This is a genomic window from Lysinibacillus sphaericus, from assembly GCF_002982115.1.
Taxonomy (GTDB): Bacteria; Bacillota; Bacilli; order Bacillales_A; family Planococcaceae; genus Lysinibacillus; species Lysinibacillus sphaericus.
On record NZ_CP019980.1, the window covers coordinates 528,661 to 551,966 of the forward strand.

General features: G+C 40.3%; 16 protein-coding genes, 8 tRNA genes and 3 rRNA genes. 24 read left to right on the plus strand and 3 right to left on the minus strand.

Features of this window, described 5'->3' with window-relative positions; all coding sequences use genetic code 11:
• The 16 genes from LS41612_RS02645 to tsaD all read left to right on the plus strand — a co-directional run bounded on the left by LS41612_RS02645 (position 1) and on the right by tsaD (position 9,386).
• Positions 1–72, plus strand: a tRNA-Glu gene (locus LS41612_RS02645).
• Positions 73–99: 27 nt separating this feature from the next.
• Positions 100–175, plus strand: a tRNA-Asp gene (locus tag LS41612_RS02650).
• Positions 176–180: 5 nt separating this feature from the next.
• Positions 181–255 (plus strand) — tRNA-Gln (locus tag LS41612_RS02655).
• Positions 256–270: 15 nt separating this feature from the next.
• Positions 271–343: transfer RNA gene (locus tag LS41612_RS02660), tRNA-Lys, on the plus strand.
• A gap of 70 nt (positions 344–413) precedes the next feature.
• Positions 414–499 (plus strand) — tRNA-Leu (locus tag LS41612_RS02665).
• A 24-nt stretch (positions 500–523) separates the two neighbouring features.
• Positions 524–600 (plus strand) — tRNA-Arg (locus LS41612_RS02670).
• A gap of 18 nt (positions 601–618) precedes the next feature.
• Positions 619–692 (plus strand) — tRNA-Gly (locus LS41612_RS02675).
• Positions 693–902: 210 nt separating this feature from the next.
• Positions 903–2,454, plus strand: a 16S ribosomal RNA gene (locus LS41612_RS02680).
• A 180-nt stretch (positions 2,455–2,634) separates the two neighbouring features.
• Positions 2,635–5,562 (plus strand): 23S ribosomal RNA (locus LS41612_RS02685).
• 220 nt (positions 5,563–5,782) lie between these two features.
• A 5S ribosomal RNA gene (rrf, locus tag LS41612_RS02690) occupies positions 5,783–5,898 on the plus strand.
• The 16S, 23S and 5S rRNA genes sit together here with 8 tRNA genes alongside, the layout of an rRNA operon.
• A 137-nt stretch (positions 5,899–6,035) precedes the next feature.
• Positions 6,036–6,111 (plus strand) — tRNA-Asp (locus tag LS41612_RS02695).
• A gap of 210 nt (positions 6,112–6,321) precedes the next feature.
• Positions 6,322–6,651, plus strand: a complete 330-nt coding sequence (locus LS41612_RS02700; protein WP_024363923.1) for a hypothetical protein — start codon at positions 6,322–6,324, stop codon at positions 6,649–6,651.
• Positions 6,652–6,765: 114 nt separating this feature from the next.
• On the plus strand, positions 6,766–7,218 hold the full coding sequence (gene tsaE, locus LS41612_RS02705; protein WP_024363924.1) for a tRNA (adenosine(37)-N6)-threonylcarbamoyltransferase complex ATPase subunit type 1 TsaE: 453 nt from the start codon (positions 6,766–6,768) through the stop codon (positions 7,216–7,218).
• Positions 7,215–7,925, plus strand: coding sequence for a tRNA (adenosine(37)-N6)-threonylcarbamoyltransferase complex dimerization subunit type 1 TsaB (gene tsaB / locus LS41612_RS02710; protein ID WP_024363925.1), 711 nt, complete (start codon positions 7,215–7,217; stop codon positions 7,923–7,925). The genes tsaE and tsaB overlap by 4 nt, the downstream gene beginning before the upstream one ends.
• Positions 7,915–8,367 (plus strand): ribosomal protein S18-alanine N-acetyltransferase, encoded by a 453-nt coding sequence (rimI, locus tag LS41612_RS02715; RefSeq protein ID WP_024363926.1) that lies wholly within the window; start codon positions 7,915–7,917, stop codon positions 8,365–8,367. Before tsaB ends, rimI begins: the two co-directional genes overlap by 11 nt.
• The gene (tsaD, locus tag LS41612_RS02720) at positions 8,367–9,386 is read left to right on the plus strand and encodes a tRNA (adenosine(37)-N6)-threonylcarbamoyltransferase complex transferase subunit TsaD (RefSeq protein WP_029747360.1); all 1,020 of its coding nucleotides are present in this window, start codon (positions 8,367–8,369) and stop codon (positions 9,384–9,386) included. Before rimI ends, tsaD begins: the two co-directional genes overlap by 1 nt.
• A 645-nt stretch (positions 9,387–10,031) precedes the next feature.
• On the opposite strand, the gene LS41612_RS02725 is transcribed toward tsaD, so the two are convergent.
• Positions 10,032–11,975: an ABC transporter ATP-binding protein gene (locus tag LS41612_RS02725; protein ID WP_024363928.1), complete on the minus strand. Its 1,944-nt coding sequence runs from the start codon at positions 11,973–11,975 to the stop codon at positions 10,032–10,034.
• Positions 11,976–12,270: 295 nt separating this feature from the next.
• On the opposite strand from LS41612_RS02725, the gene LS41612_RS02730 reads away from it, so the two are divergent.
• The 3 genes from LS41612_RS02730 to tatC all read left to right on the plus strand — a co-directional run bounded on the left by LS41612_RS02730 (position 12,271) and on the right by tatC (position 14,080).
• Entirely contained in the window at positions 12,271–12,906 is a 636-nt protein-coding gene (locus tag LS41612_RS02730; protein ID WP_024363929.1) for a redox-sensing transcriptional repressor Rex, read from the plus strand.
• Between the two features lie 116 nt (positions 12,907–13,022).
• Positions 13,023–13,238: a twin-arginine translocase TatA/TatE family subunit gene (locus LS41612_RS02735; protein WP_024363930.1), complete on the plus strand. Its 216-nt coding sequence runs from the start codon at positions 13,023–13,025 to the stop codon at positions 13,236–13,238.
• 20 nt (positions 13,239–13,258) lie between these two features.
• The gene (gene tatC / locus LS41612_RS02740; protein ID WP_024363931.1) at positions 13,259–14,080 is read left to right on the plus strand and encodes a twin-arginine translocase subunit TatC; all 822 of its coding nucleotides are present in this window, start codon (positions 13,259–13,261) and stop codon (positions 14,078–14,080) included.
• A 38-nt stretch (positions 14,081–14,118) separates the two neighbouring features.
• On the opposite strand, the gene LS41612_RS02745 is transcribed toward tatC, so the two are convergent.
• Positions 14,119–14,883, minus strand: coding sequence for a CPBP family intramembrane glutamic endopeptidase (locus tag LS41612_RS02745; protein ID WP_024363932.1), 765 nt, complete (start codon positions 14,881–14,883; stop codon positions 14,119–14,121).
• Between the two features lie 173 nt (positions 14,884–15,056).
• Here LS41612_RS02745 and groES point away from each other — a divergent pair, with 173 nt between their 5' ends.
• The 5 genes from groES to LS41612_RS02770 all read left to right on the plus strand — a co-directional run bounded on the left by groES (position 15,057) and on the right by LS41612_RS02770 (position 22,233).
• Complete coding sequence (gene groES, locus LS41612_RS02750; protein WP_024363933.1) at positions 15,057–15,341, plus strand: co-chaperone GroES; 285 nt, start codon at positions 15,057–15,059, stop codon at positions 15,339–15,341.
• 56 nt (positions 15,342–15,397) lie between these two features.
• Complete coding sequence (gene groL / locus LS41612_RS02755; protein WP_024363934.1) at positions 15,398–17,032, plus strand: chaperonin GroEL; 1,635 nt, start codon at positions 15,398–15,400, stop codon at positions 17,030–17,032.
• 269 nt (positions 17,033–17,301) lie between these two features.
• Entirely contained in the window at positions 17,302–17,988 is a 687-nt protein-coding gene (locus LS41612_RS02760) for a response regulator transcription factor (protein ID WP_024363935.1), read from the plus strand.
• Entirely contained in the window at positions 17,975–20,026 is a 2,052-nt protein-coding gene (locus LS41612_RS02765; RefSeq protein WP_233433827.1) for a HAMP domain-containing sensor histidine kinase, read from the plus strand. The genes LS41612_RS02760 and LS41612_RS02765 overlap by 14 nt, the downstream gene beginning before the upstream one ends.
• Before the next feature lie 728 nt (positions 20,027–20,754).
• Positions 20,755–22,233, plus strand: a complete 1,479-nt coding sequence (locus LS41612_RS02770; RefSeq protein ID WP_024363937.1) for an MDR family MFS transporter — start codon at positions 20,755–20,757, stop codon at positions 22,231–22,233.
• Between the two features lie 177 nt (positions 22,234–22,410).
• Here the strand turns inward: LS41612_RS02770 and LS41612_RS02775 are convergent, their stop codons facing one another.
• Positions 22,411–23,166 carry a GNAT family N-acetyltransferase gene (locus LS41612_RS02775; RefSeq protein WP_024363938.1) on the minus strand — a complete coding sequence of 252 codons (756 nt, stop codon included), beginning with the start codon at positions 23,164–23,166 and terminating at the stop codon, positions 22,411–22,413.
• Positions 23,167–23,306: the final 140 nt, after the last annotated feature.

Genomic DNA, 23,306 nt, shown 5'->3' on the forward strand with positions numbered 1-23,306 from the left:
GGCCCCTTGGTCAAGCGGTTAAGACACCGCCCTTTCACGGCGGTAACACGGGTTCGAATCCCGTAGGGGTCATTTTCATAAATAGATAATTGTAACATTGGTCCCGTGGTGTAGCGGTTAACATGCCTGCCTGTCACGCAGGAGATCGCCGGTTCGATCCCGGTCGGGACCGCCACTTATTGGGGTATAGCCAAGCGGTAAGGCAACGGATTTTGATTCCGTCATGCCTAGGTTCGAATCCTAGTACCCCAGCCATTCATTTCTTAATATGAGCCATTAGCTCAGTTGGTAGAGCATCTGACTTTTAATCAGAGGGTCGAAGGTTCGAGTCCTTCATGGCTCATCTTTTTTAAGAAAAAGGTTGAAAATTCGAATTATCATTGTATAATAAGAAGGTTCCTATTTTTTTGAATGCGGTCGTGGCGGAACGGCAGACGCGCTAGGTTGAGGGCCTAGTGGGGGCAACCCCGTGGAGGTTCAAGTCCTCTCGGCCGCACCAAGTCAGTTCAGTTATTTAACACATGCGCCCGTAGCTCAATTGGATAGAGCGTCTGACTACGGATCAGAAGGTTGTGGGTTCGACTCCTGCCGGGCGCGCCATAATACATTTTAATAATTGCGGGTGTAGTTTAATGGTAAAACCTCAGCCTTCCAAGCTGATGTCGTGAGTTCGATTCTCATCACCCGCTCCAAAAAATATTTAAAAAAATGTTGACATCATTAACGAAAGATGTTAAGATGTAAAAGTCGCTGAAACAAACGGCAACAAAATGAACCTTGAAAACTGAACAAGCAAAACGTAATCAATATAGTTTTTACTAGCTAACTTAGTTAGTGAACGAAACAAAATTTTGGACATCAAAATTGATGCCAGCAAAACAATTTGAGCTAATCAAATTTCTTTTATGGAGAGTTTGATCCTGGCTCAGGACGAACGCTGGCGGCGTGCCTAATACATGCAAGTCGAGCGAACAGAGAAGGAGCTTGCTCCTTTGACGTTAGCGGCGGACGGGTGAGTAACACGTGGGCAACCTACCCTATAGTTTGGGATAACTCCGGGAAACCGGGGCTAATACCGAATAATCTATTGTCCCTCATGGGACAATACTGAAAGACGGTTTCGGCTGTCGCTATAGGATGGGCCCGCGGCGCATTAGCTAGTTGGTGAGGTAACGGCTCACCAAGGCAACGATGCGTAGCCGACCTGAGAGGGTGATCGGCCACACTGGGACTGAGACACGGCCCAGACTCCTACGGGAGGCAGCAGTAGGGAATCTTCCACAATGGGCGAAAGCCTGATGGAGCAACGCCGCGTGAGTGAAGAAGGATTTCGGTTCGTAAAACTCTGTTGTAAGGGAAGAACAAGTACAGTAGTAACTGGCTGTACCTTGACGGTACCTTATTAGAAAGCCACGGCTAACTACGTGCCAGCAGCCGCGGTAATACGTAGGTGGCAAGCGTTGTCCGGAATTATTGGGCGTAAAGCGCGCGCAGGTGGTTTCTTAAGTCTGATGTGAAAGCCCACGGCTCAACCGTGGAGGGTCATTGGAAACTGGGAGACTTGAGTGCAGAAGAGGATAGTGGAATTCCAAGTGTAGCGGTGAAATGCGTAGAGATTTGGAGGAACACCAGTGGCGAAGGCGACTATCTGGTCTGTAACTGACACTGAGGCGCGAAAGCGTGGGGAGCAAACAGGATTAGATACCCTGGTAGTCCACGCCGTAAACGATGAGTGCTAAGTGTTAGGGGGTTTCCGCCCCTTAGTGCTGCAGCTAACGCATTAAGCACTCCGCCTGGGGAGTACGGTCGCAAGACTGAAACTCAAAGGAATTGACGGGGGCCCGCACAAGCGGTGGAGCATGTGGTTTAATTCGAAGCAACGCGAAGAACCTTACCAGGTCTTGACATCCCGTTGACCACTGTAGAGATATGGTTTTCCCTTCGGGGACAACGGTGACAGGTGGTGCATGGTTGTCGTCAGCTCGTGTCGTGAGATGTTGGGTTAAGTCCCGCAACGAGCGCAACCCTTGATCTTAGTTGCCATCATTTAGTTGGGCACTCTAAGGTGACTGCCGGTGACAAACCGGAGGAAGGTGGGGATGACGTCAAATCATCATGCCCCTTATGACCTGGGCTACACACGTGCTACAATGGACGATACAAACGGTTGCCAACTCGCGAGAGGGAGCTAATCCGATAAAGTCGTTCTCAGTTCGGATTGTAGGCTGCAACTCGCCTACATGAAGCCGGAATCGCTAGTAATCGCGGATCAGCATGCCGCGGTGAATACGTTCCCGGGCCTTGTACACACCGCCCGTCACACCACGAGAGTTTGTAACACCCGAAGTCGGTGAGGTAACCTTTTGGAGCCAGCCGCCGAAGGTGGGATAGATGATTGGGGTGAAGTCGTAACAAGGTAGCCGTATCGGAAGGTGCGGCTGGATCACCTCCTTTCTAAGGATATTTTCGGAATACAAACCTTGGGTTTGTAAGATTACGTTTTGCGTTCAGTTTTGAAGGTTCATTCTTCTGAATGAAACACTTCAAAATTTGTTCTTTGAAAACTGGATAAAACGACATTGAAATTGTAACAAACACATTTATTTTTTAAGTTTTTTATAGGCTTAATAACTAGGTTAAGTTATTAAGGGCGCACGGCGAATGCCTTGGCACTAGGAGCCGAAGAAGGACGGCACTAACACCGATATGCTTCGGGGAGCTGTAAGTGAGCTTTGATCCGGAGATTTCCGAATGGGGGAACCCACTACGTTTAATCGCGTAGTATCTTGACGTGAATACATAGCGTCTTGAAGGCAGACCCAGGGAACTGAAACATCTAAGTACCTGGAGGAAGAGAAAGAAAAATCGATTCCCTGAGTAGCGGCGAGCGAAACGGGAAGAGCCCAAACCAAGAGGCTTGCCTCTTGGGGTTGTAGGACACTCTATACGGAGTTACAAAGGAATGAGTTAGATGAAGCGACTTGGAAAGGTCCGCCAGAGCAGGTAAAAGCCCTGTAGTCGAAAGTTCGTTCCCTCCAGAGTGGATCCTGAGTACGGCGGAACACGTGAAATTCCGTCGGAATCCGGGAGGACCATCTCCCAAGGCTAAATACTACCTAGTGACCGATAGTGAACCAGTACCGTGAGGGAAAGGTGAAAAGCACCCCGGAAGGGGAGTGAAAGAGATCCTGAAACCGTGTGCCTACAAGTAGTTAGAGCCCGTTAATGGGTGATAGCGTGCCTTTTGTAGAATGAACCGGCGAGTTACGATTACGTGCGAGGTTAAGCTTTAGAAGGCGGAGCCGCAGCGAAAGCGAGTCTGAATAGGGCGAATTAGTACGTGGTCGTAGACCCGAAACCAGGTGATCTACCCATGTCCAGGGTGAAGGTGAGGTAACACTTACTGGAGGCCCGAACCCACGCACGTTGAAAAGTGCGGGGATGAGGTGTGGGTAGCGGAGAAATTCCAATCGAACTTGGAGATAGCTGGTTCTCTCCGAAATAGCTTTAGGGCTAGCCTCGTGATGAGAATACTGGAGGTAGAGCACTGTTTGGACTAGGGGGCCATCCCGGTTTACCGAATTCAGACAAACTCCGAATGCCAGATATTTATACACGGGAGTCAGACTGCGAGTGATAAGATCCGTAGTCAAAAGGGAAACAGCCCAGACCACCAGCTAAGGTCCCAAAGTAATCGTTAAGTGGAAAAGGATGTGGCGTTGCACAGACAACCAGGATGTTGGCTTAGAAGCAGCCATCATTTAAAGAGTGCGTAATAGCTCACTGGTCGAGTGACGCTGCGCCGAAAATGTATCGGGGCTAAACGATTCACCGAAGCTGTGGATTGACATCTACGATGTCAGTGGTAGGAGAGCGTTCTAAGTGCGTTGAAGTCAGACCGGAAGGACTGGTGGAGCGCTTAGAAGTGAGAATGCCGGTATGAGTAGCGAAAGACGGGTGAGAATCCCGTCCACCGTATGACTAAGGTTTCCTGAGGAAGGCTCGTCCGCTCAGGGTTAGTCGGGACCTAAGCCGAGGCCGATAGGCGTAGGCGATGGACAACAGGTTGATATTCCTGTACCACCTCCTCACCGTTTGAGAAATGGGGGGACGCAGTAGGATAGGGTAAGCGCGCCGTTGGTTGTGCGCGTCCAAGCAGTAAGGCGTGTGTGTAGGCAAATCCGCACACTGTAACGTTGAGCTGTGATGGCGAGTCCGTATGGACGAAGTTCCTGATTTCACACTGCCAAGAAAAGCCTCTATCGAGGTGAGAGGTGCCCGTACCGCAAACCGACACAGGTAGTCGAGGAGAGAATCCTAAGGTGTGCGAGAGAACTCTCGTTAAGGAACTCGGCAAAATGACCCCGTAACTTCGGGAGAAGGGGTGCTCTTGAGCGTGCAAGCGCATGAGAGCCGCAGTGAATAGGCCCAGGCGACTGTTTAGCAAAAACACAGGTCTCTGCAAAACCGTAAGGTGACGTATAGGGGCTGACGCCTGCCCGGTGCTGGAAGGTTAAGAGGAGTGGTTAGCGCAAGCGAAGCTGCGAATTGAAGCCCCAGTAAACGGCGGCCGTAACTATAACGGTCCTAAGGTAGCGAAATTCCTTGTCGGGTAAGTTCCGACCCGCACGAAAGGCGTAACGATCTGGGCACTGTCTCAACGAGAGACTCGGTGAAATTATAGTACCTGTGAAGATGCAGGTTACCCGCGACAGGACGGAAAGACCCCGTGGAGCTTTACTGTAGCCTGATATTGAATTTTGGTACAACTTGTACAGGATAGGTAGGAGCCAGAGATCTCGGAGCGCCAGCTTCGAAGGAGGCGTCGGTGGGATACTACCCTGGTTGTATTGAAATTCTAACCCATGCCCCTTAGCGGGGCAGGAGACAGTGTCAGGCGGACAGTTTGACTGGGGCGGTCGCCTCCTAAAAGGTAACGGAGGCGCCCAAAGGTTCCCTCAGAATGGTTGGAAATCATTCGTAGAGTGTAAAGGCACAAGGGAGCTTGACTGCGAGACCTACAAGTCGAGCAGGGTCGAAAGACGGGCTTAGTGATCCGGTGGTTCCGCATGGAAGGGCCATCGCTCAACGGATAAAAGCTACCCCGGGGATAACAGGCTTATCTCCCCCAAGAGTCCACATCGACGGGGAGGTTTGGCACCTCGATGTCGGCTCATCGCATCCTGGGGCTGTAGTCGGTCCCAAGGGTTGGGCTGTTCGCCCATTAAAGCGGTACGCGAGCTGGGTTCAGAACGTCGTGAGACAGTTCGGTCCCTATCCGTCGTGGGCGTAGGAAATTTGAGAGGAGCTGTCCTTAGTACGAGAGGACCGGGATGGACACACCGCTGGTGTACCAGTTGTCTTGCCAAAGGCATCGCTGGGTAGCTATGTGTGGACGGGATAAGTGCTGAAAGCATCTAAGCATGAAGCCCCCCTCAAGATGAGATTTCCCATTACGCAAGTAAGTAAGATCCCTCAAAGACGATGAGGTAGATAGGTTCGAGGTGGAAGTGTGGTGACACATGGAGCTGACGAATACTAATCGATCGAGGACTTAACCAAAAGTTTGAAACATTCAATGCACCGTTTATCCAGTTTTGAAAGAATAACTCTTTCATAAAAGGGTTTCAAGATACAATGTATATTGAAAGCCGTGAGAGCTTCAAGACACAAGTAGAACAAGGAAGCAAACGAGTGATTGAAGGAGCGTACCTTTGTACGTGACTGATTGAACGAGAGAAGCTGACGTAGTAATACGCCGTGTATTGGAGGTCGAACATAGTCTAGTGATGATGGCAAAGAGGTCACACCCGTTCCCATACCGAACACGGAAGTTAAGCTCTTTAGCGCCGATGGTAGTTGGGGGCTTCCCCCTGTGAGAGTAGGACGTCGCTAGGCAATTCAAACAGGTAGCTGTGTGCTGGCTGTTTTTTTATTGCCAGATTAGAGGTATTCTTTACTATTTTTTAATAAATAAATAAAAATAGTATTGTAGTTTTATATTTTTTGTGTTATATTTATAAATGTCTTAAAGAGGTCCCGTGGTGTAGCGGTTAACATGCCTGCCTGTCACGCAGGAGATCGCCGGTTCGATCCCGGTCGGGACCGCCATTTATATGAAATTACAGTTCTTATGATTTTTATTAATCATAAGGGCTTTTTTATTTGAGTGCGTATGAAATCGCCACTAAACCGAGAGAAATCGCCAATAAAACAATGGAATCAGTAGCTTCATGAAAATAGAGGATACTAAAAGATATGCACTAAATCGTTGTCCAGTGCATATGTATAGACAGTATGAGTTTTTGCAAGGACGGAGGTATGTCCATAGCTTTTCGTTTCGGTATCTATTGGTTAATCTTTATACTTAAGGTTGCTTGTGGAGTACCCATTATTGATATTGAGGAATCAAATTCATATCATTGGCAAAAAAATATGAATGAACATGAATTTGCGCAACTGAAACAAGGTATGACGTATATGGATGTAGTTAAAATTGCTGGTGGGGACGCTAGTGAGATGATTGAAAGTAATTATTATCGTTGGAATGATGAAATCCTTATGACACAAGCCTACATAATTCAATTTAAAGATGATAAATTAGTAAATAAAGAGGTTATTGCTGTAAAGGGATATTCAACAAGAGAGTAGACACGTCTTCAATCAGGAAGACGTGTTTATTTTTTTTTGAAATTCACTGGATGCTTTGAACATTTGCTTGTGTTTCGGTAAACTAGAAGTAATGAGCTAGGAGAGGACATAGAGATGATATTTGAAAAAATAATGAATTCACTAGAGGATACAGAACGCTTTGCCATTAAGTTAGCAAATTTACTGATGGCTCAAGATACAATTACATTAGAAGGGGATTTAGGGGCTGGGAAAACCACATTTACAAAGGCATTAGCAAAAGGGCTAGGAGTAACAAGAACGGTTAATAGCCCTACTTTTACTATTGTAAAACAATATGAGGGACGTTTACCTTTTAATCATTTAGATGTATATCGCTTGGCAGAAAGCGATGAGGACCTTGGCTGGGATGAGCTATTTTACGGTGATGCGGTATCAGTTGTTGAGTGGGCCCATTTAATTGAACAGGATTTACCAAAGGAACGTTTAGGAATTGAAATATATCGTATTGGTGAAAACGAAAGACGATTTGTGTTAATGCCTTATGGAAAGAGATACGAGGCACTATGTGAGGAGCTAATGAGATGATTTGGTTGGGAATTGAAACAGCTAATGCGCCACTGTCTGTTGCAGTTGTAAAGGACGGAAAAGTGATGGCCGAGGTTGTACAAAATATAAAATTAACGCATTCTGCAGGAGCCATGCCAGCAATTGAAACGATACTAGCAAATGTAGGTGTAAAGCCAAATGAACTAGATGCAATTGCTGTATCAGAAGGACCTGGATCTTATACAGGCGTGCGCATTGGTGTAACACTTGCTAAAACATTAGCGTGGACGCTTCAAAAGCCATTAGTCGGTGTTTCAAGCTTAAAAGTTTTAGCAGCAAATGCAGCACTTTTTGATGGACTAATTTGTCCTATCTTTGATGCACGTCGGGGCAATGTATATACTGCTGTTTATAAAGGAACAAAACTGGATGTGGTTATAGAAGACTATCATGATCATATAGAGGCACTGTTAACACGTTTGGAAGCTTTAAACGCGCCTATACTATTTGTAGGGGCTGATGTCGATGTATTTTGGGATAAAATTGTTGAAGTTCTTGGAGTAAACGCGTGTCGTGCAGCTCTTCATGAGGACTTGCCACGAGCTAGTGCAGCCATTCTTTTAGCGAGCGCAGAAGAGCTACCGAGTATCGAGGCAGTTCACCATTTTACTCCGCAATATAAACGCATTGCTGAGGCTGAAGCGAATTGGTTAAAGGAGCAAAAGGAGAAGACACATGAGCAGTAATATCGTATATCGTAAAATGGTGTCAGAGGATGTTCCAGCGGTATATGCGATTGAGCTTGCTACATTTCCTACACCATGGACATTGGATTCTTTTTACTATGAGATGCATGAAAATCAATATGCACACTATGTTTTAGCAGTAGATGAAAACAATACTATAATTGGTTTTTGTGGCATGTGGATGGTTATAGATGCGGCGCAAATAACCAATGTGGCTGTTTTAGAGACGGCTCGTGGACAAGGAATCGGAGAAGGCTTAATGCGGGAAGCGATGCGTATTGCACGTGAGCATGGAATGGACGTGATGAGCCTAGAGGTACGTGAAACCAATACTGTGGCGCAAAACCTTTACCGCAAGCTAGCATTTCAAGATGGTGGCATACGCAAAGGATACTATACAGATAACGGGGAGGATGCCCTAGTCATGTGGGTGAATTTATAATGGAAAATCGAGTTATATTAGCAATTGAATCGAGCTGTGATGAAACAGCAGCCGCGATTATTCGTAATGGTTCTGAAATTGTTTCAAATGTGGTAGCTTCACAAATTGAAAGCCATAAGCGATTTGGTGGTGTTGTACCAGAAATTGCATCACGCCATCATGTCGAACAAATTACTATTGTTATTGAAGAGGCGCTAAAACAAGCGAATATGAAGCCCTCTGACTTAGATGCAGTAGCTGTTACAGAAGGACCTGGTCTTGTAGGAGCACTTTTAATTGGCATTAATGCTGCAAAGGCGTTTGCCTTTGCCAATAATATACCGATTTTAGGTGTGCATCATATTGCTGGACATATTTATGCTAACGCACTTGTTCAACCGATGGAATTTCCACTTCTAGCCCTTGTTGTGTCAGGGGGACATACAGAGCTTGTTTATATGAAAGAGCATGGTTCGTTTGAAGTGATTGGCGAAACACGAGATGATGCAGCAGGTGAAGCATACGACAAAGTTGCACGCGTGCTAGGCTTACCATATCCTGGAGGTCCTCGTATAGATCAGTTAGCACATGAAGGGCAAGAAGCCGTTGCTTTTCCTCGTGTATGGCTTGAAGAAGGCTCGTATGATTTTAGCTTTAGTGGCTTAAAATCGGCAGTTATTAACTATAAGCACAATATGGATCAACGTGGTGAAGAAATATCACCAACTGCAGTTGCAAAGGGCTTTCAGGAAAGTGTAGTGGAAGTTCTAACAGCTAAAACATTGCGTGCAGCGCGGGAGTATAATGTTAAACAAGTCATTGCAGCTGGTGGAGTAGCTGCGAATAAAGGACTGCGCACATCCCTTGAAACGGTTTTTGCAAAAGAGGGAATTCCATTTTTTGTACCGCCATTGAAATTGTGTACAGACAATGCAGCAATGATTGGAGCAGCCGCAACACCAATGTTTGAAGCTGGTATTCGTGGAAATATGATGATGAATGGTCGCCCAGGTATGGAATTAAAATCGTGGGTTGACTAAGAGATTGAAAAGAGGAGGCTCAAGTTATTCGGGCATCCTCTTTTTTTACGTATAAAATCTTGAATATTGTAAGAAAATATATACTTATAATAGAAAAAGAATAGTTGACAAATTTTTCAGAAAATTATCCACAGAACGTGTGAAAAAAACATGTGAAAAAACTGCGAACATTCGTACTTATGCACAAAATGTGGATAACTTGTGCATAAGTTGTGATTATTCTATATATAGTAGCGTATTTTACACAAAACTATGTGGATTAAATAATTTGAAATTGTGGACAGTGTGGAAAAGTCTGTTGATATGTTGATATTACTAGTTTTATAGTGTGAATAAAGTTGTGGGCATTTTTTGTCGAAAAATAGCACTTGACCAATATATATGAAAAATAAAGGCGAGTAAAGAAAAAAGCCATATGACAAGCATATGGCTAAAGGTGCCAGGTACTAAAACAATTCTGAAAATTATGAGGGGAAATCCACGACAGAACGTAAGACGAAGGCATTCCATGCGATAGCGAGGGTTGCGGCTTACGTGTGTGCCCGCGGAAAGCGAAGTGGATTTTTAAGATTTAGGAGCTTATATTATGCAAGGTATTTATGTTTAGTGCCAAGTACTTAAAAGATTATACAGTTGCTATACGATTTACAAAATAATATTTTCTAATTCTTCATTTAGCTCAAGCCATTCCATTTCAATGACTTCGTGCTGTTCTTTAACAGTAGCTAACTCATTTTGTAGTTGTATAATTTTCTCATGGTCTGTGAAAATTTCAGAATCGCAAAGTGCTTCTTCTAAACGAGCAATTTCTACTGAAGCCTTCTGCATGTTGACTTCTAGCTCTTCAATAGTTCTTCTAATTTGGCGTTCACGCTTTTTTGCCTCTTTATCAATTGTTGAAGTAGAGGTCTTTTCAGATGCTGTTGATTGTAGTTGTGACTGAGAAGCTGCTTTCATTTGAGCAATTTCGTAAAGCTCCTGTTTTTTCTCAAGATAATAATCATAATCACCTAAATACTCAAAAGAACCTTCTCCAGATAGCTCAACAACTTTGGTAGCAATTCGGTTAATGAAATAACGGTCATGTGATACGAAAAGGAGCGTTCCAGGATAATCAATTAGGGCATTTTCTAGCACCTCTTTACTATCCAAATCTAAATGGTTGGTAGGCTCATCGAGAATTAAGAAATTCGCTTTTTGCATCATTAACTTTGCCAATGCCAGTCGAGCTTTCTCACCACCAGATAAAGAGTTTACCGTTTTATCCACATCTTCGCCGCTGAATAAAAAGCGACCAAGTACAGTGCGAATATCTTTTTCATTCATTAATGGCCATTCATCCCATAGTTCCTTTAAAACGCTCTTGTTGCTAGATAGTTTCGCCTGTTCTTGATCGTAATAGCCAATTTGCACATTAGTACCATAGCGGATTTCCCCTGCAAGTGGGGACAAATCTTTTACTATGGTTTTTAATAATGTGGATTTGCCCACACCGTTTGGTCCGACTAATGCGATGCGGTCTTCACGAAAAGTTCGTAGTGTTATGCCGCTAGAAATTTGCTTGTCACCGTAGCCAACAGCTAAGGCATCAATAGAAAGTACATCATTTCCACTTTGCCGTTCAATTGTAAAACCGAAGCTAGCGGACTTTTCATCTCCTTCAGGGGAGTCCATCCATTCTGTGCGTTCAAGCATTTTGCGTCGGCTCTGTGCCATTTTGGTCGTCGAGGCACGGGCAATATTTTTTTGAATAAAATCCTCTAGCTTGGCTTTCTCATCTTGTTGGCGTTCAAACATTTTCATATCGCGCTCATAGTTTTTTGCTTTCTCATCTAAATAGGCACTATAGTTGCCTGTATATTTTGTGACGCGATGGCGAGATACTTCATAGACGATAGAAACAACTTGATCTAAGAAATAACGGTCATGGGAAACAATTAAAATAGCGCCTTCATAGCCTTTTAAATAATTCTCTAACCAAGATAGCGTTTCAATATCTAAATGGTTGGTAGGCTCATCGAGAATTAATAAATCGGGCTTGCTTAGTAGCAGCTTAGCAAGAGCTAGACGAGTTCGCTGGCCCCCTGACAAGGAGCTTATTGGTTTTTCATAATCCTCTGGGTAAAATTGCATTCCATGAAGAACAGAGCGTGTATCAGACTCGTACTGATAGCCACCTGCATCTTTAAAATCATGTTGTAATTGGTCATATTCGGACATTATCTTTGTATACATGTCAGAGTTATCGTAAACGGCTGGATTAGCCATTTGTTGTTCAAGGGAACGTAATGCTTTTTCTTGTGAAAGAAGCGGTTCAAAAATTGTCATCATTTCGTCCCAAATTGACAACGTAGAATTTAGTCCAGCATGTTGTTCCAAATAGCCGACTTGTACACCTTTTGGAATGATAATATCGCCAGCATCATATGACAATTGACCAGCAATGATTTTTAGTAAAGTGGATTTACCAGCACCGTTACGTCCTACTAATGCGACACGATCACGATGTTGAACTTCTAGTTTTACGCCACTTAAAATTTCATCGGCAATAAAGGATTTATATAGTTGATTGACTTGTAATACAATCATTCTTGACACCTCAATTCATTCTTAGTGTAAATGATGAGGGATTTGCTTGCAATGTCAGTGCTTTACTTATTCCAAGCTGTCATGTAAGATTGAAACGATTTCTCTTTAGTTAGTGGCGTAAAAAACGCCGTTAACTAAAGGGAAATCCACCAGTGGATGTCACAGATTACCGCATAAGCTTGGAAAATATCTGGACGCAATTACACAGTGATGTAATTGATTTGTATAAGCATGTTTCAAAAGAATATTCAAATGCACTTCTGTGGATTTGATGTGTTTATAAGGAGGAAAAAGTTTGAAACAAGAAGTGAAAATTCCACAAGCCACAACTAAAAGACTTCCTCTTTACTATCGATTTATCCAAAACTTTGCGCAAGAAGGAATGGAACGTATTTCATCGAAGGAATTGAGCGAAGCGATGAAAATCGACTCTGCAACGATTCGTCGTGATTTCTCTTATTTTGGTGCGCTTGGGAAAAAGGGATATGGCTACGATGTACAACATCTATTGACATTTTTTAGTCAAACACTAGATCAGCATGAAACAACAAAAGTAGCATTAATCGGTGTGGGGAACTTAGGTAATGCCTTTTTAAAGTATAATTTCCAGAAAAATCATAATACGCACATTGTGGTGGCATTTGATTCGAAGGCGCCTAAGGAAGGGAAAATGATCAGCAATATTCCTGTGTATCATCCCGATTTACTAGAAGAAAAGTATGCTGAATACGGGGCAGACCTAGCTATTTTAACAGTATCTTCACGCTCTGCTCAGAAGATGGCGGATCGCTTAGCTGCAATGGACGCAAAAGGTATTTTAAACTTTACACCAGAGCGAATTACTGTACCCGATTCTATGAAATTATTAACAATAGATTTATCAGTTGAATTGCAAGCGCTTATTTATTTAATAAGAAATAGCGATAAATAAGTGCATTCACAATTTTGTAAACAGTTACAATTGATGGCGTTCAAACTATCTAAATAAATTCGCCAAACCTAAAAATTTAAGTTAAAATGATATATATATAAGAGGAGGTGGCTGTAATGGTTGTGCACTTAAGTGCTATTACACCAGTTGGCCTAGTTATTATCGGTGTGGTTGCAATTTTAATTTTCGGACCAAAGAAATTACCAGAGCTAGGTAAAGCTATGGGTTCTACACTTCGCGAATTTAAAAATGCAACAAAAGGTCTAGCTGATGACGATGATGATGCAAAAAAGAAAGTAATTGAACATAAAGAAAATGATAACGTTAAGTAAGTTAAGGATGTCAATTTAATATGAATCCAAGAGAATTAACTGTTACAGAGCATTTAGTAGAACTAAGGAAACGGCTCTTTATTTGTGCTGTTTTCTTTGTTATTGCACTTATTGTTGGCTTTTATCTAGCTGAACCAATTATTAAATATATTCAATATAGTAAAGAAGCAGAGCAACTAACTTTAAACGCGTTTAATGTGACCGATCCTCTTGTTATTTACCTACAAGTGACGGTTTTTGTAGCGTTCGTTTTAAGTTCACCATTGCTTCTTCATCAAATTTGGTTGTTTATCACACCAGGTTTACATGAGACAGAACGTAAGGCTACTTTAAAATATATTCCTTATTCGTTTATTCTATTTATAGCAGGTGCATCATTTTCTTATTTTGTGTTGTTCCCATATGTTATGCATTTTATGATGGGCTTATCTGCGGATTTAGAAATCAAACAAACAATAGGAATTAACGCATATTTTTCATTTTTGTTTCGCCTAGTTATGCCTTTCGGAATCGTTTTTCAGTTACCTGTTGTAACGTTATTTTTAGCACGTTTAGGTATATTAAATCCTGAATTAATGGTGAAGTTCAGAAAATATGCATATTTCGTGTTAGTTGTGATAGCGGTATTCCTTGCACCACCCGACTTTATTTCAAATGTTATTGTAGCAATTCCGCTATTTGTAATTTATGAGATTAGTATTATTATAGCGCGCAGGGGCTATCGTAAATTTTTACAAGCTGAAGCAATGCAGTTAGAGGAAGAACGGATAGCAGCAGAACGTGAGCAAGTGGAGCGTTTGTTGGCTGAGCAAAAACGACAAATAGAAGAAATGAATGACTAATTTAAAAAGCTGGATGTGATGACCACATCCAGCTTTTTTTATTGCATTTTTTGCAGTTCTTGTAAAAACTTTTGCAACGGTTCAGCGTTTAATTGGATAAGCGTTACAAAGCCATTTAGCATAATGTGCGCGATAATTGATGTCCATATCCGTTTTGTTTTGTGGTATAGGAAAGCAAAGATTAAACCACAAATGGTATACAACAGGATGTGTGAAAAATCAAAATGAATCAGTGCGAAGAAAATAGCACTAACAATGGCCGCCACCCAGAAATTCGTCGTTTGAACAAGTGAGCCGAAAATAACGCGACGGAAGACAAATTCCTCTAAAATGGGACCAAAGACAACAATCGCTAAAATGGCAATGGGTGCACCTTTAGCTATCGCTACGATATCAGCAGTGTTTTGTGAGCCACCCTCGATTCCAAAAACAGCCATTTCAATAGCCGCTCCAATCATTTGACCGAAGAATACAAGGAAGAAACCTAAAACGCCCCACATAATTGTAAGCGGGATAGACTCTTTTTTACCTTGATAGACATCCCAAAACGTTTTATCGCGAGTGGTTAAAATTAAACTTATAATCAATGCAATCGCAAAACTGAGTGCGATATACCAGCCTTGTGTGATAGGAGCTGCTTGTTCGTGAGATAAGCCTGTTGTATTCATCACGAATTGATGGAACGGTAAAAGCAACCATCTACCTGATACTTGCATGATAATGTAAACGATTAAAACGTAAAGTGCAGTTTTTTTATGCTGAACGCTTTTTAGAGAATTATTCACAGTCAAAATCCTTTCCATTCATAAGCTTCCTTTCTATTGTAGAGGAATATGGAAAGAAAACAAAATTTTTCGAAGTTCTCGCTTGCAAAAAAAGAATTGATTGATTATCATAATAAATGTATTAGCACTCGTTGATATAGAGTGCTAATAAACTTTCAACTAATATTTAAATTAATAGGAGGTTGTTTTACTTGTTAAGACCACTAGGAGATCGTATTGTCATCGAACTAATCGAGGTAGAAGAAAAATCTGCATTTGGGATTGTACTACCAGACTCTGCAAAAGAAAAACCGCAAGAAGGTAAAGTAGTAGCAGTTGGGACAGGTCGTGTTTTAGAAAACGGACAACGTGTAGAGCTTGACGTTAAAGTTGACGACCACATTATTTTCTCTAAATACGCAGGTACAGAAGTTAAATATGAAGGCAATGAATACTTAATCTTACGCGAAAGCGATATTCTTGCAATTATTGGATAATTATTATTATATGAATCAAGCTTAACGAATATTCCATTTCAGGAGGGTAAATTCAAATGGCAAAAGACATTAAATTCTCAGAAGAAGCTCGTTCATTAATGCTTCAAGGTGTAGATAAATTAGCAAACGCAGTGAAAGTGACATTAGGTCCTAAAGGTCGTAATGTCGTGTTAGAAAAAAAATTCGGCTCACCATTAATTACAAATGATGGTGTAACAATTGCAAAAGAAATTGAACTTGAAAATCCATACGAAAACATGGGTGCAAAATTAGTAGCAGAAGTTGCTTCTAAAACAAATGAAATTGCTGGTGATGGTACAACGACTGCAACAGTTCTTGCTCAAGCCATTATCCGTGAAGGTTTGAAAAACGTAACAGCTGGTGCAAACCCTGTTGGCATCCGTAAAGGGATTGACAAAGCGGTAGCAGCAGCGCTGACAGAATTACACAGCATTTCTCGTCCAGTAAGCAACAAAGAAGAGATTGCACAAGTTGCGGCAATTTCAGCAGCAGACGACGAAGTAGGCCAACTAATTGCAGAAGCAATGGAACGTGTTGGTAATGATGGTGTTATTACAATCGAAGAATCTAAAGGTTTCACAACGGAGTTAGATGTAGTGGAAGGTATGCAATTCGATCGTGGTTATGCATCACACTATATGGTAACAGATACAGATAAAATGGAAGCCGTTCTTGAGAACCCATACATTTTAATTACAGATAAGAAAATTACAAATATCCAAGAAGTTTTACCACTATTAGAACAAGTGGTACAACAAGGTCGTCCACTTTTAATGATCGCAGAAGACGTTGAAGGTGAAGCTCTTGCAACGCTTGTTGTAAACAAACTACGCGGTACATTCAACGCTGTAGCAGTAAAAGCGCCAGGTTTCGGTGACCGTCGTAAAGCAATGCTAGAAGATATTGCAATCTTAACAGGTGGTCAAGTAATTACAGAAGAATTAGGTTTAGACCTTAAAACAGCTGATATTACATCACTAGGCCGTGCAGCGAAAGTTGTTGTCACAAAAGACAACACAACAATCGTAGAAGGTGTTGGCGGCGCAGATGCAATCGAAAGTCGCGTAGGCCAAATCCGTGCACAACTTGCTGAAACAACTTCAGAGTTCGATAAAGAAAAATTACAAGAGCGCTTAGCGAAATTAGCTGGTGGTGTAGCAGTGATTAAAGTTGGTGCTGCAACAGAAACAGAACTAAAAGAGCGTAAACTTCGCATTGAAGATGCACTGAACTCAACACGTGCAGCAGTTGAAGAAGGTATTGTATCAGGTGGTGGTACTGCACTTCTAAACGTCTATGCAGCAGTTGAAAAAGCAGCTGACGCATTTGATGGCGATGTAGCAACTGGTGTAAAAATCGTACTTCGTGCGTTAGAAGAGCCAGTTCGTCAAATCGCAAACAATGCTGGTCTTGAAGGTTCTATCATTGTAGACCGTTTAAAACGCGAAGAAATCGGTGTTGGTTTCAACGCGGCAACAGGCGAATGGGTAAACATGATGGAAGCAGGCGTAGTAGACCCAGCAAAAGTAACACGTTCAGCACTACAAAACGCAGCTTCTGTAGCAGCTTTATTCTTAACAACAGAAGCGGTTGTAGCAGATATTCCAGAACCAGCAGCACCAGGCATGCCTGATATGGGCGGTATGGGTGGCATGGGCGGCATGATGTAATAAGCCGTCAGCCCCTTGCTAGAAGGGTTTGTAATAGGTGAAATGCTAGGATTTTAACGAAGCCTCTCATAAGTTCATGGAACTTGTGAGAGGCTTCTTTTTTTGTATGTCCATGAAAATAGTTCTGGACAATGATCGTACATAGGAAACAATAAGAAAATCTTAAGAATTGGTGCATGAGTTTGTTAAGATTTAGTTAGTATTATATTTTTATACGAATCCAATAGGAGTGATTACAGGAACCTAAAGAGATGGAGGATTGAATGTAGTTGAACATTTTGATTTGTGATGATGATAAAGAAATTGTAAGGGCAATAAGCGTTTATTTAGAAAATGAGGGATATAAAGTATTTAAAGCGTACAATGGTGTGGAGGCAATTGATCTTATTCAAGAGCAAGTGATTCACCTAATTATTATGGATATTATGATGCCAAAAATGGATGGCATTACGGCGACCATGAAGATTCGGCAAGATAATATGATTCCATTAATTATGCTTTCTGCTAAGTCGGAGGATTATGATAAAATACTCGGATTAAATATTGGTGCAGATGATTATATGGCAAAGCCGTTTAATCCATTAGAACTGGTCGCTCGAGTGAAATCACAGTTAAGAAGGTATACGGCATTTGGCAGTCTGGAAGTAAGTAGCCATATTTTCCAAACGGGTGGTCTTATGATTGATGATGAAAAGAAAGTCATTACGGTTGATAAACAAGCTGTTCATTTGACCCCAGTACAGTATAAAATTTTAAAGCTACTTACAGCCAATACTGGAAGAGTATTTACCATTGAAGAGATTTATGAAAAGGTGTGGAATGAAAGCGCCGTTAACCCAGAAAATACGGTGGCAGTCCATATTCGGAAAATTCGAGAAAAAATTGAAATTAATCCGAAAGAGCCGAAGTATTTAAAAGTTGTGTGGGGAGTTGGGTATAAAGTTGAGAAATATTAGTCATGCACTGATTACAAAAGTGATTGTGTTTCTAATTGCTATCGCTTGTTTAACGGGTACAGCGAAGGCTATTATGGGCATGGAATTAAATCATGTTTATCTTAGTAATATCAATGAAGATAATTACTTTGAAAGTCAAGTATTCGCTGATGAAAGTTATAGTGTTATCAGCTCCTTAGCACAATTAATCGGACAATATAAAAGTGAAGAATATATTTTAAGTGGTAAGGCACTTACAAATGAAGACATAACTGCAATCGAAGAAGAACTATATAATAATTTTCAGTATTCATCCAAGTATAATCCGAATTTGACTGAATTGGAATATAGACGCATATATCAAGAAGAATATGCGGATGAATTGAACAGTAAAAAAGAAGAAAGCATGAGACAACAAGTACGTGTTTTTTATCGTTTACTCAACACTTTAGAAGCATCTGAAGGAATCGTCTATTATGCAAGTGACGGTAAACATATCTTCTCCAATAGTGAACTAAATAAAAAAGAACAATTTACATCATTTGGCGCATATATGCTAGTTGATGATTATCAACAGAAGCTGTATCCAAAAGAAGTAGGGAAAAGTAAGTACGTAGATTATGTTACACAAGAAGTGGAGCAGTTAAATCCACAAACAGACGTTATTTATGTGGCGTTTGAAGAATCTTTCTTACAGCAAAAAATGCAGGAATGGCAAAAAGATAAAGCGATTGCCAAACGTTTACTGAATGAGTTTATGTTCTATCTAGCAGGATTTATTGTATCTTTTGTTTATTTAATAATTGTTATTGGCAGAACGTCATTCAAAGATAAAGAACTGCATTTACATGTTATGGACAAATTATATAATGATTTAAATATTGTAATCGTCGTATGTTTAATCTCTATGTGGATGGCTATGATTATTGAAGTGTTACGCAAGATGAACTTGCTTCTGACGGTGCCTATTTTTATAATTGCTTTGTTACTAGTCTTATCACTCGTAAAGCATATTAAAAATCGAACATTACTGCAGCACACACTTATCTATCAAATTATTAAAAAATGTTTTATTGTGGTGAAAAACATTTTTGATAATGGGAGTACAGCGGTAAAAATTGTGTTACTTGTTATCGGCTATCCTTTAATAGTAGTGGCTACATTTTTTATGTTTCCTATTACACTAGGCGTAGCAGCCTGGTTGGCAATGAAAAAGGTGAAATCGTTTAATCGCATTAAAGAAGGCGTAGAGCAGATTAAAAATGGTGACCTTCATCATCGAATTGAAGTAGATGGAAAAGGGGAGTTTAGCCAACTTGCCATGAATATTAATAGCATTACCGATGGTTTAAAAAAGTCGGTGGATAGTGAAATCAAGAGTGAGCGTTTAAAAACAGAGCTTATTACGAATGTTTCGCACGATATCAGAACGCCATTAACGTCTATTATTACGTATGTCGATTTATTAAGAATCGAAAAAGACCCGGAATTAATTGCTGAATATATTGATGTATTAGATCAAAAATCGAAAAGGCTCAAGCTTTTAACGGACGACTTGTTTGAAGCGGCTAAAGCGTCAAGTGGCAGTATGCCTGTTCAATTAGAACGAATTGATATCGTTTCGTTACTAAAACAAGGCATAGGAGAGATGGATGAGAAAATCGAAGCAGCATCCTTAGATTTTAAGTTAGCCCACCCAACAGAAAAAGTCTATGTGAAGGCTGATGGTAAACTTCTATGGCGCGCCATTGAAAACTTATTTTCGAATATTTTTAAATACGCACTGCCTGCATCTAGAGTATATATTGATGTTGAAGATTTAGGTAATGAACTACAAGTAACATTTAAAAATATTTCAGCGTATGAATTAAATATTTCAGTCGATGAGCTTATGGAACGTTTTACACGCGGAGATGAATCTAGATCGAGTCAAGGTAGCGGATTAGGGTTATCGATAGCTGAAAGCCTTATTCAAATCCAAGATGGAAAGTTCTTCGTTCAAGTAGATGGCGATTTATTTAAGGCGATGATTTACCTACCAAAATTTCAAAATGAATAAAATAGTGAAGGAATAGGATGCATAAAGTGTGTCCTATTCTTTTGCAGTTGTTGTCCAACGACTATTGAAATAATTTTTTCTTGTTCTTGAAATCTTTGACTTCTGCAAATAAGTTCGTTATAATTCGTGATGTATTATAAAATGCGTAAAGGAGGACTATTAAATATGACACTACGATTCCCAACTTTGAACCAATAATTGAATATGGTCAAAGGCTCTGTTTGTGTATGGAGAGTAAACGGAATTAGTCTGTCTTGTTTTAATATACCTCATTTCATATTTGTGAAAATACAATTCCATCATTTTATGAATCTTTCCCATATATCACACTTCGAAATATAGGAACGATTGTTTAATCGATGGAAAAATATGCAATGTTAGAAAGGCGACTTTGTTCAACCTTTCTTTTATTTTTGTCTAATTACACCTTTTTTGATGGTATCAAAAGTAGGTGTTTTATGCCCTATGGCTAACTTCATAAAAATAGGACGGTTTTTTCCCTTTACTTTTGAGATCACAGGCAGATGTTTGTGATCTTTTTGTTTTCTATAGTGGGTATTATGAAAAGCTCTGATGCTAAACAAGGTGGTGAATTCCCCAATGGTATATGAACTAGGAAGGATTGGGTAGGATTTGTTTGGAATATACAAATTTTTAAGCATAGGTTACTTATCATAATGAAATCTATGAAGTATTTTTTAATATGACTATTCGTAAGGAGTAAATAAATGAATCAAAATCAAACGGTGAAATATGAATTCCTATCACAGGACCCCAATGTTAAAACATTACCCATCATGTTGTCGTTAATTATCGGTGCGTTCTTTGCTGTTTTAAACGAAACATTGTTAAACATTGCCTTAACTACATTAATGCATGAATTCCATATTACCTTGCCAACCGTTCAATGGATGGCAACAGGGTTTATGCTTGTCATGGGTATAGTCATTCCAGTCTCTGCATTGATGTTGCAGTGGTTTACAACAAGGCAATTATTTCTTGGTGTGATGGTCACGTTCACAATTGGAACGATTATTTGTGCTATTGCACCTAGTTTTCCAGTTTTATTAGTAGGGCGTTTAATACAAGCGATTGGAACAGGGTTGTTAATGCCCATTATATTTAATGTGTTTCTTTTGTTATATCCACCAGAAAAGCGCGGGAAAGTTATGGGTATTGTAGGTCTAACGTTTACGTTTGCACCGGCAATTGGACCAACTTTATCTGGGGTTATCGTAGAATATTTAGGTTGGCGCTATCTATTTATTATTGTTATTCCTTTTGCCATATTTTCAATTGTTTTTGCCTTTAAGTATTTAACAAATGTTTCGGAAGTTACAAAACCTAAAATTGATTTTCTATCATTGCTTTTTTCAACGATTGGGTTTGGAGCAATTATTTACGGGTTTAGTGCTGCTGGTGAAAAAGGTTTCCTTAGTTCTAGCGTTTATCTGACGATTATCATTGGAGTCATAGGTGTTGTCTTGTTCTCGTTAAGGCAATTTAAGCTGAAAGAGCCTGTTATGGATTTACGGGTATTCAAATATCCAATGTATACACACGCTGTATTTATGTTTGTCATTATTATTATGGCGATGTTTGCATCAGAAATTATATTACCTATATTTATGCAGGGACCATTAGCTTTGACGGCTGCAACAGCGGGGCTCGTATTACTACCAGGGAGTTTACTCAATGGGCTCATGTCGCCAATTATGGGGCAGATGTTCGATAAATTTGGACCACGTGTATTGATGATTCCAGCAACACTTGTTTTAAGTGGTACCGTATTTACTTTGAGCAGGTTAACGGCTGAAACATCGATTTGGATAATTGTAGTATGTTATATTTTATTAATGCTAAGTGTCTCGGCTATTATGATGCCAGCACAGACAAATGGTTTAAACCAACTGCCTAAATCTTTATATCCACATGGAACGGCAGTGATGACTACTTTACAGCCTGTTGTAGGCGCTATTGGTGTTGCTGTTTTTATTAGTATTATGAATGCCAAACAAAATCATTTTTTACAAAAGGCCACAAATCCGAGTGATCCGTCTACAATTAGCCAAGCAATGGTAGCTGGTGTGGAACTTGTTTATCTTATTGCCTTTATTATCACGATAGTAGCGATTATTTTAGCATTTACTGTTTATCGTGCGGTGCCTAAAGAAATAGTTGAAACACACTCTGAAACGAAATCTTAGCATAATATCGGTTGAATACTGCCCAATACTATAGTTAACGTTAAAAATAAAAGCTTCTCATCAGTTGCATCAACTTTTGAGAAGCTTTTTATTTACGCTAATTAAAGAAAAAACGGTAATCTAGCAATCGCTTTTCTAGTTTTTTGTGATGCTGAATTATCGTTTAAAGACAGCTAGTTATTGACCTTCAACCTTTAAAACTTCATATTGGAAACCCCGATAAATGTAATGTTGTTTTTGATACATGTCTCTCGGTGTATCTTCACCATCTGCTACTAAAATAACGGTTTTTTGCTGAAAATTTTGCATTACATATTGCTGAAGTTGAGTACCTATTCCTTTCCGTTGATAAGCCTCTAGTACAAATAAATTATCAATTTCAACTGTCATATCTTCTTCAATTAGCTCTGTAGAACCAACTGGGATGCCTTCATAGTAAGCAAGGAGTTGATGTTTCTTCGAATCGTGAAAACGGTGTTTGAGTAAAGCTTGTTTTTCAGTGGCAAAAGTTTCACCATATCTTAAATCTTCTTTGTACTGCAGTGTTAAAAATGCCTCTAAATTGTCGTCAGTCACCGGTAGAACTTCAACATGCTCATTTACCTTTGCAGGGAAATGGCTAGGTTCAATTGTATATAACTCTAAAAATCCAATATCATAGTTTTCATCCATTAAATAACTGTGAATAGCGCTCGGAATTTTTTCGTTAGACGGGAAAATAAATTTTAAATGTCGCTGATTATGTTGTTGGTGATAGGAGCGTAGTAAATGCTCCATTTTCTTAAATGTCGTTAATGCAGGCATTGTTTTAAATAAAATAAAATTACTATCATAACGGCTCAGCATTTCTGGATAATGCACATGCCGATAAATTTCGTTTTCATAAATGATATGGCCAATTTTTTCTATATGCTCAAAAGTAATATCGTTCATTGTAAATCTCCTTATTATGCATGACTTGAAAAAGGGTAACGATTGAAACTTATTACTATTAGTGTGAATACTATGGCACTTGATAGCAATAGAATTCTAAATGATGCACATCTTCGCTCCAAGGCGATAAGTAACTGCCA